Annotated in this window: 9 protein-coding genes; 1 reads left to right on the forward strand and 8 read right to left on the reverse strand. The window is 51.1% G+C overall.

Features of this window, described 5'->3' with window-relative positions; all coding sequences use genetic code 11:
• Positions 1–19: 19 nt before the first annotated feature.
• The 6 genes from QOL41_RS05715 to dnaX all read right to left on the reverse strand — a co-directional run bounded on the left by QOL41_RS05715 (position 20) and on the right by dnaX (position 9,486).
• Positions 20–1,294: a GspE/PulE family protein gene (locus QOL41_RS05715; protein ID WP_283428978.1), complete on the reverse strand. Its 1,275-nt coding sequence runs from the start codon at positions 1,292–1,294 to the stop codon at positions 20–22.
• A 292-nt stretch (positions 1,295–1,586) separates the two neighbouring features.
• Positions 1,587–4,733: an efflux RND transporter permease subunit gene (locus QOL41_RS05720; RefSeq protein ID WP_283428979.1), complete on the reverse strand. Its 3,147-nt coding sequence runs from the start codon at positions 4,731–4,733 to the stop codon at positions 1,587–1,589.
• 13 nt (positions 4,734–4,746) lie between these two features.
• Positions 4,747–5,790 (reverse strand): efflux RND transporter periplasmic adaptor subunit, encoded by a 1,044-nt coding sequence (locus QOL41_RS05725; RefSeq protein ID WP_283428980.1) that lies wholly within the window; start codon positions 5,788–5,790, stop codon positions 4,747–4,749.
• 18 nt (positions 5,791–5,808) lie between these two features.
• Complete coding sequence (locus QOL41_RS05730; protein ID WP_283428981.1) at positions 5,809–7,218, reverse strand: TolC family protein; 1,410 nt, start codon at positions 7,216–7,218, stop codon at positions 5,809–5,811.
• Positions 7,219–7,375: 157 nt separating this feature from the next.
• Entirely contained in the window at positions 7,376–7,684 is a 309-nt protein-coding gene (locus QOL41_RS05735) for a YbaB/EbfC family nucleoid-associated protein (protein WP_073055755.1), read from the reverse strand.
• Positions 7,685–7,725: 41 nt separating this feature from the next.
• The gene (gene dnaX / locus QOL41_RS05740) at positions 7,726–9,486 is read right to left on the reverse strand and encodes a DNA polymerase III subunit gamma/tau (RefSeq protein WP_283428982.1); all 1,761 of its coding nucleotides are present in this window, start codon (positions 9,484–9,486) and stop codon (positions 7,726–7,728) included.
• A 218-nt stretch (positions 9,487–9,704) separates the two neighbouring features.
• Between dnaX and QOL41_RS05745 the strand changes: the two genes are divergently transcribed.
• The gene (locus QOL41_RS05745) at positions 9,705–10,082 is read left to right on the forward strand and encodes a hypothetical protein (protein WP_283428983.1); all 378 of its coding nucleotides are present in this window, start codon (positions 9,705–9,707) and stop codon (positions 10,080–10,082) included.
• A gap of 99 nt (positions 10,083–10,181) precedes the next feature.
• Here QOL41_RS05745 and pheT read toward each other — a convergent pair whose 3' ends face one another.
• Positions 10,182–12,617, reverse strand: a complete 2,436-nt coding sequence (gene pheT / locus QOL41_RS05750) for a phenylalanine--tRNA ligase subunit beta (RefSeq protein WP_283428984.1) — start codon at positions 12,615–12,617, stop codon at positions 10,182–10,184.
• Between the two features lie 72 nt (positions 12,618–12,689).
• A complete protein-coding gene (locus QOL41_RS05755; RefSeq protein ID WP_283428985.1) occupies positions 12,690–15,533 on the reverse strand; it encodes a TIGR02171 family lipoprotein in 2,844 nt (947 codons plus the stop codon).
• Between the last annotated feature and the right edge of the window lie 2 nt (positions 15,534–15,535).

Raw genomic sequence — 15,535 nt, forward strand, 5'->3', positions numbered from 1 at the left:
CTGAAATGTAGTAAAAATCTCATCCCACATTCCCTAATACTCTTCTGATTTCAGGTTCGTCAGTCAATCCCGCTTGAACTAGTCTCATTGCGTTTTCCCGGAGTGTTCCATCTACGTAATTGCCGTCGGGCTTTAGAATCTCGACAACCGCTTGGCGACCCGAATAGGGGAGCGCTTGGGCCGGGCGGCAGCGGACTAGGCGCTGGGCCATAATGCCTAGGTGCGATTCTTGCAGGGCCGTGCGCGAAATGCCTAAATCTTCGAGGCGGGTGTAACCGGCCTTGGCAGAATTCGTATGCAATGTCGAAACCACCAGGTGTCCGGTTTGAGCGGCACGGAGCGCGATTTGCGCGGTTTCCTGGTCACGAATTTCACCCACCATAATCACGTCGGGGTCTTGGCGCAATATGGCGCGGAGTGCGGAGGCAAAAGTGAAACTGCATTTTTCGTTCACTTGCACTTGTGCCGCACCTTCAAGCGGATATTCCACTGGGTCTTCAATCGTCGTCACATTCACTTGCTTATGCAGAATTTCCTGCAACCCAGCGTGGAGAGTCGTTGTCTTTCCAGAACCTGTCGGCCCTGTCACCAAGAATAATCCTTGCGGGCTGTTGAACACCTCTTGCAAAAATTGCAGGTGCGCTTTACTCAAACCAAGTGATTCTAGCTTTGTGTGTGGTCCGCGGGCGAGGGGTGAAAACGCAATCGGGCTACTCGTTGTCGGTAAAATCCGGAGTACCGCTTTTTCGCCCCCCTGAACGGGGAGCGTGCTCACACGGATGTTTGCTGTATGCTTAAGACCCTCGAAATGAAAAGAACCATCATGCGGAATTCTTTTGTCTGTAATATCGATTTCAGAAAGAATCTTGAGTCGGACCAATACCGGCTCGCTAATCCATAAAGGCAAGTTCTTGAAATCGTTCAACAAGCCGTCTTGCCGTAAACGCACACGTAGTGATTGACCTGTAGGCTCCAAGTGAATATCAGTCGCTTTCAAATCAATCGACTGCTCAATCAGGCTATCGACTAAGTTCACAATCGGCTCGGACTCCCAAGAAGTACTTTGGGCACTTTCGGGCTTTAAAATGGCGTCTTCGATTCGGTCGCAATTCTTGCTTAGCAACAGGTGAATTTCGGCCTTGCTCTTGACGCATGCGTTTATGGGGGCGCCAAGCTCTGTCCGCACCTTTTGCAGCAAGAATTCATCGCTGTCGTTTGTGACCGCAATACTCAAATTGCCAAGTAGGGCGACCTCGTGCTCGCGACACCATTTTGTAGAAAGCTGTGGTTCCATACCGCGAAAATAAAAAACATTCCCGCGCATGCGTGCAAACACCTGATTGCAAAAATTTTAGCCGGATTGTCTTTTTGTGAGTCGAACGGTATCAGTGAGCCCAAAGCGACTCGTCTGAACGAGTCGTGTGGGCGACCTTTGACCACTTAGTGCTTTAGCACTTATGTGGGCATGGCCACCTTTAGGTGGTAGTGAGCGCTTTGGGTACGTACTTAGTGTGATTGGTCGCGAACGGTACTAAAAAGTCCCGGTCGAATGACCGGGACTTACTTCTCTCTCTATTGTCTAAATCTTATGCTTTATGGCGCTGGAAATTCTTCTTGATATTTCCGGCTTTCTTTTTCGCCTTGTGGAAGATGGCGTTCGGGAGCCAGAAGAAGGTCGGCACCAAATACATGGTCAGGATTGCAGACACAATCAAGCCACCCACAGAGGCGATACCCATCGGCTGGGTCATGGCAGCCACGTTACCACCGAGAGCGAATGCCAGCGGAAGCTGGGCCACCACAGAAGCGAACGTTGCAAGTACAATCGGCTGGAACTTGTTTTCGCCTGCGGTCATAATGGCTGAACGTCTTCCCATAGCGCCACTTCGTAGCAGTCGGTTTGCTTCGTCAAGCAATAGAATGGCGTTGTTCACCACCACACCGATAAGCATCACGATAGCCATGAGGGCGATCATCGAAAGTGCCTTGCCGGTAACGATAAGGGAAAGAATCACGCCTATAGCACCCATCGGGATTGTCGTCATAATAATGAACGGCTGGGCAAAGCTTTCAAGGAGTGCAATCAACAGAATGTAGGTGAGGATGATAGCCATCACGATGGCCGTCTTGAATTCGTCCACCATGTCATTCTGCATGTCTGCGTTGCCGCCAAAGCCAAACGAAATTCCTTCGGGAACCTGGTCCTTCATTTCTGCGGCGAGCGCTCCGACCTTGCCCATGATTTCACCGGTGGTGTGTCCCGGCAACAAGTTCATCGAAACGTCAACACGTCTCATCTTGCGCTTACGGTCAATACGGGTCGGGCCTGCACCGTCTTCAATGAAGAACAGCTCGTTGGCATTTACGTATCCCTTGGGCGTCAAGATGGGAAGGTTTTCGATATCTGCGTGGCTTTGACGGTCTTTTTCCATCATACGCACGTACACGTCATATTCTTCACCGTCATCGGTATACTGGCCTGCTTCGTAACCGCTAACAGCAATGTAGTTGTAGGTGGCGACGGTCTTTAAGGTCACGCCGTAATCGGCGAGCGCCTGACGGTTCGGGAGAAGTCGAATTTCGGGCTTACCCGCTTCGTAGCTCATCTTCACGTCGACGACACCTTCGATGGTTTCCTTGATTTTATCCATCACGATTTCGGAAGCCTTCACCACGGAGTCGGCGTGCAGACCGCTCACTTCGAGCACCACGTCACCGGCGGAGTTGTTCTGCATTTCAGAAGCAGAAGTAGACTTAATTGAAATAAAGGCGTCAGGAATATTTGCAAGGTAAGGACGCAGCGAATCGACGATTTGGTCGGTACTACGAGTACGGCCTTCCCAGTCCTTCAAGAGCTTGACACGCATGGTAGCCTGGTTTACGGTCGTAAAACCGTTAGAACCACCCACGTTCATGCTGTAGTGCACAATTTCGGGAACACCCTTGACTCTCTCTTCGATAATACGTGCAACGCTGTCGGTGGTTTCGATGTTAGTACCCACAGGCATTTCAAGCTTCACCGAAATCATGCCCTGGTCCTGTTTCGGCATCACTTCGACGGTCAAGAAGTTCTTCGCAAGAACACCCACAAAGAAAATTCCTGCGCCAAGTGCAACGACTTGGAATATAACACCCGGAACAGAAAGGCAGAACGAAAGGGTCTTGAGGTATACAAAGCGAATTCCATTCAAGGCCTTGGGGAAGAGCGCAAGAATACGGTCAAGAATCGAGGGCTTTTCTTCGATAATGTTTCCGTTTTCATCTTTCTTCTTGCCCTTGAACAAGTAGGCAGCCATGAGCGGTGTCAAGGTGAAAGTCACCAAGAGCGACACGAAGGTTGCAAACACCATGGTCAGACCGAACGTTCTAAAGAAGATACCGGCAATGGACTTCATGAAGGCAATCGGCACGAACACGCAAACGTTGGTGAGTGTCGAAGCCATGATGGCGACCATGATTTCACTGGTGCCTCGGTAGGCGGCTTCTTTCGGGTCAAGTCCAAGTTTTAATTTTTCGTTAATGTTTTCAAGCACCACGATAGAGTTTGTCACCAACAGGCCCACGGAACTCGACAGAGCCATGAGCGACATCATGTTGATACCGAATCCGGCGAAGTACATAAGCGTAAATGCACCAATCACGGAAATCGGCATCGTAAGGGCCGCAATGAACATGGTCGAGAACTTGCCGAGGAACAAGAGCAAAAGTCCAGCCGTAAGGCCGATTGCGATAACGATATTCTGAATCACGTTGTCGATAGCTTCGTTCACGGCTTCAGACTTGTCGTAAACCAGGTGAAGTTCGAATCCTTCAGGCAAGGTCTTCTGGATTTCGGCCATGCGCTTGAGCACGCCTCTCGAAACTTCAACCACGTTAGCGTCGGAACGCTTCTTGATATCGAGTGAAACAGAGTTCGTTCCGTTGAAGCGTGATGCAGAAGTAATCGATTCAACCGTATCCTTGACTTCAGCGATTTCAGAAAGCTTGATTACGCCTGTTTGGGTCGGAATATCCAGGTCGCGCATTTCGTCAAGGCTGGTGAACTTACCTGCGGTACGCACCGTCGTATTCTTGTGCTTGCCGATGACTTCACCGATCGGGTTGTTGACGTTAGCTTGTCCGAAAATTCCCATGATGGTCGCAATGTCTACATTGCGGTCGATCATTTTGTCCTTGTCAAGTTCAATGGAAATCTGGCGTGTGGTACCACCGAAAAGGTCTACGCTTGCCACACCCGGAACAGAGGTGAACAGCGGTTCGATTTCGTCTTCCACCTTTTGACGGAGTTCCGTGGAGTTTAGCGGACCCGTAAACGAAATGGACATGATGGCGGCACCGTTAATGTCGACCTTCGAAATAATCGGGGCCTGCACGGCATCCGGGAAGTCGGCTGCGGCAAGTTCAATCTTGGAACGCACGTCGTTTGCAGCTACGTCCACGTTGATACCCATGTTGAACATGGCAACCACGATACCGTAGTTTTCAAGGCATATCGACTGCACGTAGTCGATACCGTCCACCAGTTCCACCTGTTCTTCAATAGGCTTGATGATGGTCGTTTCGATTTCTTCGGGGTTTGCGCCCGGGTAAATGATGGTGCCGGTGACCACGGGGACGTCGAATTTCGGCATCAGGTCCACCACCATCATGCTGTAGGTGTAGAGACCGAAAACCACCACGGTCAAAATGACCATGAGCATGGTTATCGGTTTATAGATACTGGCCTTAATCATTCAGAATCATCTCCTATTCAACGATCAGCACTTTGTCGCCGTCGTTCATCTTGGACTGGCCTTCGACAATCACGGTTTCGCCACCTTCAAGACCTTCTGTAATCTGCACATCGTTCTTGGTCTGCACGCCAAGCTTCACGATCTTGCGAAGGGCCTTGCCTTCGGCATCGACAGTCCAGATGACGTTAATGCCGTTGCGGTAAACGATTGCTTCGGCAGGAACCACGATGCCTTCCACCTGGCGGGCGTCAAGTTCTGCGGTCACGTACATGCCGGGCAGGAGCTTCTTGGCCTTGTTGTCGAACGTAATTTCAACCGGGAAGAAGTGTGTTGTCGGGTTTGCGGCGAGCGGAATCAGGGTCACCTTACCCGTGAACGTTTCGTCGGCGACAGTGACTTTGGCAGATGCGCCCTTCTTGAAGAATCCGATGTCCTTGCTGGTGACGTTCAACTTCAAGATAACCTTGTTGAGCTTTGCAATGGTTGCAAACTGAGCGCCCGGTCCCGGAGTCTGGCCAACCTTGAACTTGATTTCGGTCACCACGCCTGCTTCAGGAGCGAGAATCAAAGTGGCGCGACGAGCTGTTTCGAGGCCCATCTTTGCGACCTTGAGTTGCATTTCCTGGCTGTCCATGTCCTGTTGGCTAATGCCTCCCTTGGCATGGAGTTCACGCATGCGTTCGGTTGCTTTTTCAAGAACAGCGATTTTTTCTTGTGCTTCCTGGTACTGGGTGTTGTCGCCTGTAAAGAGGTATTCGGCGATTACCTGGTCCTTCTGGACGGTGGAACCCACTTGCACGTTAATCTTTGCAATCGGGTCGCCCATCTTGCAGATGGCGCTGTTCTGGTTGATGCCTTCGATTGTGCCACTGAACTTACGCACGTCGGTAAGTTTCGAGGTGGCGGCCTTGACTACGCGGGCAGGCTTGCCTTTTTCTTTCTGGATTTCTTCGATGGTCGAAGCCTTCTTTTCGGCATTTTCTTCTTTCTTGTCGCAGGCGACAAGCATCAGCGATGCGACAGCGATAGTCAGGAGGGTTTTAACAGTCTTGTTCATTCTTTCCTCTTTCTCTTATTAATATTCACCGGTGGCCTGAAGGAGGGCGTTGTAAGCCTTGTTCCAATTTACGATAGCTTCCATGTAGCCGAGCTTCGCCACGCGAAGGTCGTTTTCTGCTGCGAGAAGGTTCAGCTGCGTTTCTCGTCCGAGCTTGTAGCTGTCGTTGGTCAGGTCGTAATTCTTTTGAGCCAGGTCGATTTGGCGCTTGGCAATTTCAATCTGGGAATTAGCGTCTTCGAGCGTGTTGGCGCAAGATTCAATCTGCACGCGGAATCCACGTTCAGCGGTTTCCTTCTTGATTTGCGTGCTACGCAGATTCGACTTTGCCTGAACCACGGCTTCCTTGGTTTTCATACCGTTGAAAAGGTTCATCGTGAAGTTCAGGGCAACGTACTTGTTGATGTTTTCGTCCCAATCGGGAGCGTCCCACTGATAGAAGTGGTTCTTGTTGTTCGTATACTTGAGTCCGCCAATCAAAACCAATGTCGGCTTGTAGCCGCCTTCTTCAATCGAAACGTTCTTTTGGAGCATTTCTTCGGAAGCTTCGAGCATCACCAGTTCCTTACGGCGCTTTTTCACGTTTGCCATGGCGGTGTCGGGGAAGGTATAGCCTTCCAGCGGATCGCGAAGGTCACCCTGGAATTTGACGTCGGAATCCCATTCAAGGCCCATGGTGTTAAGGAGGGCGTTGCGTGCGAGAACGCGCTTCTTTTCGGTGCTGGCGATTTCAGAGGTCAGCTGGTCCATCTTGAGCTGCACACGAATCAAGTCCAATTCGGTAGCGAGGCCGCTTTTGAGGGATTGATCCACGAAATTCAGGTTTTCCTGCAACAAATCTTTGGACTGTTGCAGAATAACGATAGCGGAATCCAGGTAAATGAGCTGGTCGAAGGCGTTTTCGACATCGTAACGGACGGTTGCCTTGGCGTTGTCCAGGCTAACTTCCTTCATGTGCTTGTAAGCCTTCGCAATTTCGATACCTGTGCCGACCTTGCCCTGGGCGTAAAGAATCTGGGTGGCGGTGATGCCCACAGAGGATTGCCAGCGGTAGCCCTGTTGAGACATACCGTAAATCAGGCCGTCAATGGCACCTGCATTCACGTAGTCGTAGACGGTAGGAGCACTGCCGTCTTCTGCTTTCGTGCTGTTCAAGGTGTTGTAAATGGGCTTTTTGTTTTCTACGTCGTCCAATCCGAAAATACGTGTAACGGTTGCGCTCAGGTCAACCGTCGGAAGGGCGTTGCCGTAGCCGGCATCTACTTGGGAATTTGCCGAAATGACTTCTTCTTCGGCGGTTTTTACGTCCGAGGACTTTTCAAGGGCGATTTTGACGGCTTCATCACGTGTGTAGGTCGTGGCCCAAATCGTTTGGGGGACCGCAATGCACAGAGCCAGAGCCGATAATGCTGCTAATTGCCTTGACATTCCATCTCCTATATACATTTTGCGGTGCAAATGTAAAAAAATGTTGCTCCATATATAAGGGTGAAATGTCGAATTTGGGGACGAAATGCACAATTTTGGGGATAAAAAACAGCCTGCCGAGAGGGCAGGCTGTAGTGGTGAAAATTTGAGCAGAAAACTACATCAGACCGGGGATTTTCATGCCGCCGGTAATGCCGCTGATGCTTTCCTGGGTGGCATCGTCTTTTTTCTTGACGGCGGCGTTGATAGCTGCCATGAGCAGGTCTTCGAGGGCTTCCACGTCGTCTTTGTCGACTGCATCGGGATTGATCTTGATCATGGTCAGAACGCCCTTACCGTTCATGGCGACTTTAACCATTCCGCCACCGGCTTCGGCTTCGAAGCTCTGTGCCTTAAGATCGCTCTGTGCCTTCATCATCTTGCTCTGCATCTTCTGGAGATCGCGAAGCATTTTGCTCATGTCCATAGTGTTTTCCTCGTTAAATGTTTTTGGGGTAATATAGAAAACTATTCGTCACTTTCAGTGGTGTCGCAGCCTTCTGCTTGTTGCGGTGCGGCCATGGGTCGGCTGCTCTTGTGGCTGTAAATCAGTTCGGCTTGGAAAAGTTCCTTGAGCTTCTGAAGCCCGGGTTCTTTCTCCAAATCTAGCTGGTAGGGCGACATTTGGGCCTGTTTGCGAATTCGAAGTTCCGATTCGTTAAAGGCTCGGCTCTTGAGGGTCAAATCCACCGGTGTCTGGAGCATTTCTTCGAGCATTTGCTTGATTCGCTCCATGTATTCGGGGTGGTCTTCCATTTGCTTTACGCCCCAGGCGTCGCTTGCGTTGTCGCCCAAGTAGGTAAGTGCAATGGGGAAGGGGGTGGCCTTTAAGTCGCCGGTTTCAAGGACGGTGTCGTTCAGGGCGACCGAGAAGGCGAAATCACCAGAGTCGGCAATGCGGGCCTTTACAGAGCCCCAGGCGGCTGAAATTTCATAACGGCTGTAAACGTCGCCATTGTAACCGCTGGCAATGCCGTTTTGGAGGGCGGCAAAGGGATTTTCGTCTTGTTGCTGTAAAGCCTTGGCTTCTTCCTCGGCTTCCAGCATATTTTGAACATCAGTTACTTTTTTTTTTAACGCCTCGTCGGAGGCGCTTTTCGGGTCGTTGATGGCGGCAAGCGCACGCCTTAGGTCCGTAAGCCTGTCGAGCCATGCCATGCGAGCAAACGTGGTTTCTACCAGCAGGCGCGGGTTCGTGCTGTAGCGAAGCGTTCCTTGCAAGTCAATCAAAAGCTTGCTGATGCGTAGAATGTCGCCGTTCTTGAGTTCGGGCACCACGCTCTTGTACTTGGTGAACATTTCTTCGGAAATGTTCAATGCATCCGGGGTGAATGCATCGAGACGGGCGTAAAGCAGGTTGCGCAGGAATTTGCCGAATCCGTCGAGGAGCGGCGTGAATTCGATACCGCGCTTGCAGGCGTCGTCCACCATCTTGAAACAGCCCTTCAGGTCGTGGCTTTCGATGGAGGAAATCAACGAGAAGAACAGTTCTACCGGCGGAATTCCGAGGACGCCACGGACTGCGTCGGCGTTCATTTCGTTGCCGGTGAATGCGTAGGCCTGGTCAAAGTAGGTGAGGCCATCGCGCATGGAACCGTCGGCTTTTTCGGCGAAAATATCGAGCGCTTCGTCGGTTGCGTTAATGCCTTCTTGTTCGCAAATGTAACGCAGGCGGCTACGGATTTGTTCGATAGTCAGACGCTTGAAATCAAAGCGTTGCACACGGCTGAGAATCGTCTGCGGGACCTTGTTGACTTCGGTCGTTGCAAAAATGAAAATCACATGTTCAGGCGGTTCTTCGAGTGTTTTGAGGAGCGCGTTGAAGGCTCCTGTCGAAAGCATGTGAACTTCGTCGATAATGAAAATCTTGTATTTGCCGATAACGGGCGGGTATTGCACGCGTTCAATCACATCGCGGATGTTGTCGACGCCAGTATTGGAAGCGGCATCTATTTCGAACACGTCCATCGGGTTTCCGCCGGCAATGTCCTTGCAGCTTTCGCACTCTCCACAGGGGTGCAGCGGGTCGCCGCCTTTGCAGTTCAGCGTGCGGGCAAGGATTCTGGCACTGGTAGTCTTACCGACGCCGCGGGTTCCGGTAAACAGGAATGCATGGTGGAGTCTGCCTCCTTCGATTGCGTTTTGAAGGGTTTTTGCGATATGTTCCTGACCGACCATGTCGGCGAAAGATTGCGGACGCCACTTACGGGCCATTGCTACGTATGCCATGTGCGGGAATATAGTAAAAGGCGAGAGCAGCGGCAAAATAACTTGTTATTTTGACATTGCCGAGCCGTACTATATGCGTTCTGAAAGAACGCCATATAGTAAAAAAGTGTGAGATGTGTAATGACTGATGTGAATTGGCCAATTCCACATTCCTCATTTCACATTTCACATTCAACATTTTTTGTATTATTTGTCCAAGATAACTAGCGAGGTTTACGATGAATCCGGATTTGGCTCTTTTGATTCTTTCTTGGCAGGTGGCATGCCTGTATCACGAAACTGAAACTGAAAAATTGTTGGATGGTTCCACTTCGGCAACAGAAGCCGAAAGTGATACGCTCGATGCGATTCATGATGAAGTGACCCCGAATGTCTCTTGGGATGATTTCAACAATACCTACGCCAAGTTCAAGTCGGCCAAAGACCGCGCCGCTGCTTGCATTGAAGCCCTCAAGAATGAGTCTGGCGAATTCAAGAGCAAGGTGCTGGAATCTATGCTCCGCGTGGCGAATGCTTCTAAAGAAGACGATAACGAAAGCAACGTATCGCCTGAAGAAATGGACTTTATTCAGCAGATTCGCGAAGCGCTGGAATAAAAGCCTGCTTGGCTTGCGGCGCCAACCACTGCAAATTTTGAAAAAAGAAACCGCCGAGGAAATTGCCTCAGCGGTTTAATTTTTGATAGCGAATGCGACCTAGCGGAGAACGATGTCGCCGTTAGCGACGAGCTTGTCACGCAGCTTGTTGTGTGCCTTGTTGACTTCGTCGTCGGTAAGCGTGCGGTCCATGGCCTGGTAGGTCAAGCTGTAGACCAGGTTCTTCTTGCCGGCTTCGATCTTGTCGCCTTCGTAGATGCTCTTGAGCGTAATCTTCGCGAGGTTCTTCGGGTTCAGACCCTTGATGCGAGCGAGAATCTGCTCGTGAGTCATGGTCTTTTCGACTTCGATAGAAATGTCGCGGCTAGACGGTACCTGGCGACTGAACGGTTCGAACACGATCTTCTTGTGGGTAGCGTGTTCCATCTTGTCCATGTCGAGTTCCATCACGTAGGTGGTGTAGCCGATTTCGAAGGCGGCCATGGCGGTCGGGTGGAGTTCACCCATGGTGCCGAGCACCACGCCATCGGCGAGGACTTCGACTTGCTTGCCCGGGTGCAGGAAGAGTTCTGCCTTAGCCGGAACGCGGAATTCTACTACGAGGCCCACGCGCTTGAGGAAACTCTGCACAAAGCCCTTGAAGGCGGCAAAGTCAATCTGAGCGGGCTTGTCGTTCAGCGGGTTCACGTCGAAGGCGCCTGCAATCGTGAGGGCGACCAAGTTCGATTCGTCGAAGCCCGGATCGCGTACATCCTTGCGGTCACGCTTGAACTGGCCCTTGGCAACTTCGAACAGACGAACGGAACCGGGGCGGTTCTTTTCGTTTTCGGCAACGCTCTTGAGCAAGTTCGGAAGGAGGCTGGTCGGAACTACGCCGAGTTCGTCGGAAAGCGGGTTCAACAGAGCTGCGGGCTTGCTGCGGCGGTCGTCATTTTCGGCGCCGAACAGAGCTTCGGTGCGGGCCTTGCTCGTAAAGCGGAGGCTCAAGCATTCATGCAGACCCATTGCAGACAAGGTCTTGCGGATCTTGCGGTTCAGGACTTCGATCGGCGGAAGTTCGTTCGGCTGCATCTTGAAGCTCGGCAGCGTGTACGGGATGTTGTCGAAACCGATAAGGCGGGCGACTTCTTCGATGAGGTCGACTTCGCGTTCGAGGTCGGGGCGGTAGCCCGGAATCTTGAAGGTGATGGATTCGGCATCCTTTTTCACGACTTCGAGGGCGATACCCGTGAGGTACTTTTCGATGTCAGCTGCGGCAATCTTCATGCCGATGACTTTTTCGGCGCGGGCAGTGCGGAGCGTGACTTCGTTCAAATTCTTCTTGTGGTCGTCGCCGGTGTATTCGACGGTGCCCTTGAGAATGCGGCCACCAGCGACTTCCTGAATCATGGCGCAGGCGTAGCGGCTGTATTCGTCCTGGGTGGTAAAATCAATTTCGCGTTCGAAGCGGTAGCTGGAATCGGTCGAGATGCAAAGGCGCTTGGCCTGCTTGCGGACGATGGTCGGGTTGAACCAGGCGCTTTCGAGGAACACGTTCTTGGTGGCATCGACAATTTCGGATTCAACGCCGCCCATCACGCCGGCTACGCAAGCCGGACGGTCGCCGTCGCAAATCACGAGGTCGCTTTCCAGCAGTTCGTGAGCGGTGTGGTCGATGGTTTCGATCTTTTCGCCCTTTACAGCGCGGCGGACCTTAATTTTGTTGCCATGCAGCTGGTCCATGTCGAAGCTGTGGAGCGGCTGGCCCACGTCCATCAGAATGAAGTTCGTGATGTCGACCACGTTGTTGATGCTGTTCATGCCCACGGCATGCAGGAGCTTGGCTAGCCAAGCCGGAGATTTTTCAACCTTCACGTCCTTGATGACGCGGCCCACATAGCGGGAGCAACCGCAACCCGGAACCACTTCGAGGCTGATAGCAGAGCTGGCGGCTTCGGAATCTTCCTTGAGTTCGTAGGCGAGCGGCTTGAGCGGACGGCCGAACTTGGCGGCGAGTTCGCGGGCCACGCCACGGTGGCTGAGGGCGTCCGGGCGGTTCGGGGTCACGTTCAGTTCAAAGCAGACGTCGTAGAGGCCGAGGCTCACGAACGGGGTGCCGGCAGGAATGCTGTCGTCGAGAACCATGATGCCGGCGTGGTCGTCAGAAAGGCCGATTTCGTCTTCGGCGCAAATCATACCGAAACTTTCGACGCCGCGAATTTTAGACTTCTTCATCTTGAGCATGGTGCCGTCGGGGAGCGGAAGTTCTGCACCGATCGGGGCAAGCACCACGGTCTGGCCGGCGGCTACGTTCGGGGCGCCGCAAACAACCTGGATGGTTTCTTTGCCGTTATTGACGGTCGTGATGTGCAAGTGGTCGCTGTCCGGGTGGGCTTCGCAGGTGAGGACCTTCGCCACAACGAGCTTTTCATAAACCTTGCCCGGTTCTTCGGTACCTTCGACTTCCAAGCCGATGGAGGTCAATGCCTTTGCAACTTCTTCCGCATTTTCCGGAAGATCCACATGACGTCTGAGCCAATTCAAAGAAACTTTCATCGTATTATCCTTTATGACACGGTGTCGTACCCGTGCCTGCTTAAAATTCGGTGGTAAATTTAGAAAATATGGTTATTCTGTAAAATTGATATCTAGCGTTTTTATCAAAGAATCAAGACGATGGGTCAGTTTGGCGGCCCCGGCTTCGGATAGGTGATCGGTGTCGTTTGCCATATCGTCTGTATAATCATGATTTCCCATATTATTCTCATCCATTAGAATGAAATTCGGATAGGTAATATTTAAATCAGCAATTTCTTGAATAAGCCTTGGCATGTCGCTTCTCCGCAGTCCGGCACGCCCAAAGGCACTTGTTTCGTTGTAGCGAGGATTTTGTGGTGTGATAACGCCAATAACGGTAATTCCGTTTTCATTGCAAGTCTCAAGCAGTTGCGCGAATTCGTTGAAATTGCTTTGATAGATTTCAAAATTTTCGTCGAGCCAATTAGAATCTGTTGTAACGGCGGGTTCACCCCATCCGTGAGCAACGTCTGCTAGGAATCCTCTTGTCGGTCTGTGTTTGTTTGCTGTTTTAGAAGGCCCTGGAGAATTGTATGTAGCTTCAAATAATCCTTCTGGATACTCGTCTTTCCAATAGTTATGATTTTTATCGTAGACGTATCCCGGATAAGATTTGTAGGCTTCGTAGAACATGTTTTCGGAATTCATTCCGTCGTTGCCGCCTCTGTCAGGGTCTATCGAAATGATGAGTAGCTTTAGATTCTTATAATGCGGCAAAACGTAATTGTGGAAGAACTCGTTGTTCGAATGAATGATTGTTCCGCCAACGGCCAAGTTTACAGCAAAAATGGGTTCGCTGAAAAGCAGTGGGTTTACGCCTCGGTATGTGCGCGATGAACCTAAAATAACGGTGTTCGCAGTATCCTTATATTGCCATAACATCTCCATTTTGTATCGGAGAATATTAGCTCTTGTATAAACGCCGCTGGTGTTGTAGTACATTCCCGCGCTGTCTAGGTCAAGATGGAATGTCGTGTCGACTTCGGTAGAATCTTCGACTGTGGGGATAATCTTTTGAATATTCTTGACCCAAAGATTCGGGTGCCAAAGTTCATCGCCTTCGGCCAAATCGATAATGCTGCTGTCAATGAGGTTGATCAATACGATTTTGGTGTGTGCGCCGTTTACGTTGGTAAGGGTGGCGACAATGTTTGTGTTTTCGCCATCGGTAGTCCATTCGGAATGATCGAAAGTGTAGCCTTCGGGAGCCTTGATGGTCTGAATGAGTTTTCCGGTGCTGTCGGCAATAAGAATTTGCTGGTGTGTGGCATAATTGCTGCCAACGAACGCCTTTCCGGTTTTTCCGCCAAAGTCTAGGAACGCAACTCGCTTGCTGCCGTCCTGTGCGAGCGAAACATTGCAAGCCTGCTCGCTGTTGTACCAAATGGATTCTTTGTCTGATACTCTTGCTCGTAAAAGTCGTGCGCCTGAAACGGCGAGCGAATTGTCTTCATGGATGCCGCCGTGGTATGCGCCATCAAAAAGCTTTTGCGGGGTGCCGAATTCGCCGTTTGCAAAAGTAACCTGCCATGTAGAGGCAGCTTTGAATGCGGTTTCGTCTTTGTTGTTGCCTGCGTCGGTTACGTATACGATGGCGGTGTCGCCGTTTTCGAGAATTCGCCAGCGAGGAATGGCGGCACTTTTAACATTCAGCTTTATCGGTTCTGACGGATTTTCTGTGTCAAGGCTCTGTACGTAAACGGAAGAAGTCCCGCTGATTCCCTCGTAGCCGGTGCTGAAAGCGACCCATTCTCCGTCAGGAGAAATTTCGGGGTGGTAGGCGTTGATGTCGTTAGAAAGTTCCGTGACGGAAAGCGTGCCATCGCTGTAATCAATGTAGTTGATTTTCCCGTTGACATCGTTACGGAATGCGAGTTTTGTATTGTATGATTTCGTGAAATTCTTGACGGTTTCGGAGTTTGCAATCGGTGTGACGATGCTTGCCGTAGAGTTTCCGTCGCTGTTCATCCACAAGGCGTTGGGAATTGCTCCGAGAGCAAGGCGGAATCCGACATATTCTGCTCGTGTCGATGAGGTGACGGTGTAGACATCTCCGCGGCTGTAAGGATTGAGTTCTGCAACGCTAGAATTGTAACCGCCACCTTTGACGATTCTTTCGCCCATGTCGCCACCATCGGGAGCGCCGACGTAGTTTGAAACGGTTGTGTCGCGGAATAGTCCGAGCCAGTCGTTGACCCATTCCATCGCGTTGCCGGCCATGTCGCAAAAGCCAGCGGAGTTGGAATCTTTACTGCAAACAGGGTGGAGCTTGTATTCAGAGTTACTGTTGTTCCAGCTGTTCTTGGTGTCCCATGCGAGTGTTGTGGCGTAGACCCATTCCGCTTCGGTCGGGAGTCGGTAGCCTTCGACATCGGCATGAAATGCGAATCCCTCTAGATTGGTGCAGTGCTTTTCGTCGTCGAAGATGGCGCTGCGATAGGTGTATACGGTGTCGCGCTCTTCGATTTTACTTTTGGCGTTTGCAAAAAGGATGGCGTCGTAGTAGGTAATGTCGGTGAGGGGGAGGCTGTCGTTTTCACATTTGCCGAAGGTCTTGAGTTCTGCTTTTTTGGCAATGCTTGCGTATTCGCCACAAGTGACTTCATGAATGTCCATGTAAAAGTCGTAATCAAGTGAGACTTTCATGGCGGGGCGTTCGTTGGCTTTAAAAGATTTGTCATTAGTTCCCAGCATGACTTTGTCGCCGGAGAGACGAAGCATTCCTTCGATTTCTTGAGTAGAGTCGTTTTGGACGGTATCTTCTGAAGCGGGAGAGACCTCGGTTGTGTCAATGACGGGCAAAACGGCCGTCTCGTCTACGGGAGGCGTAAACGATTCGCTATTGCTACAAGCAATAAAATAGAGGGACACTATGAGTGCCAAAAGAAACTTCATAT

Origin of the sequence: Fibrobacter sp. UWB10 (genome assembly GCF_900182935.1) — a bacterium.
In the GTDB taxonomy this organism is placed as follows: domain Bacteria; phylum Fibrobacterota; class Fibrobacteria; order Fibrobacterales; family Fibrobacteraceae; genus Fibrobacter; species Fibrobacter succinogenes_O.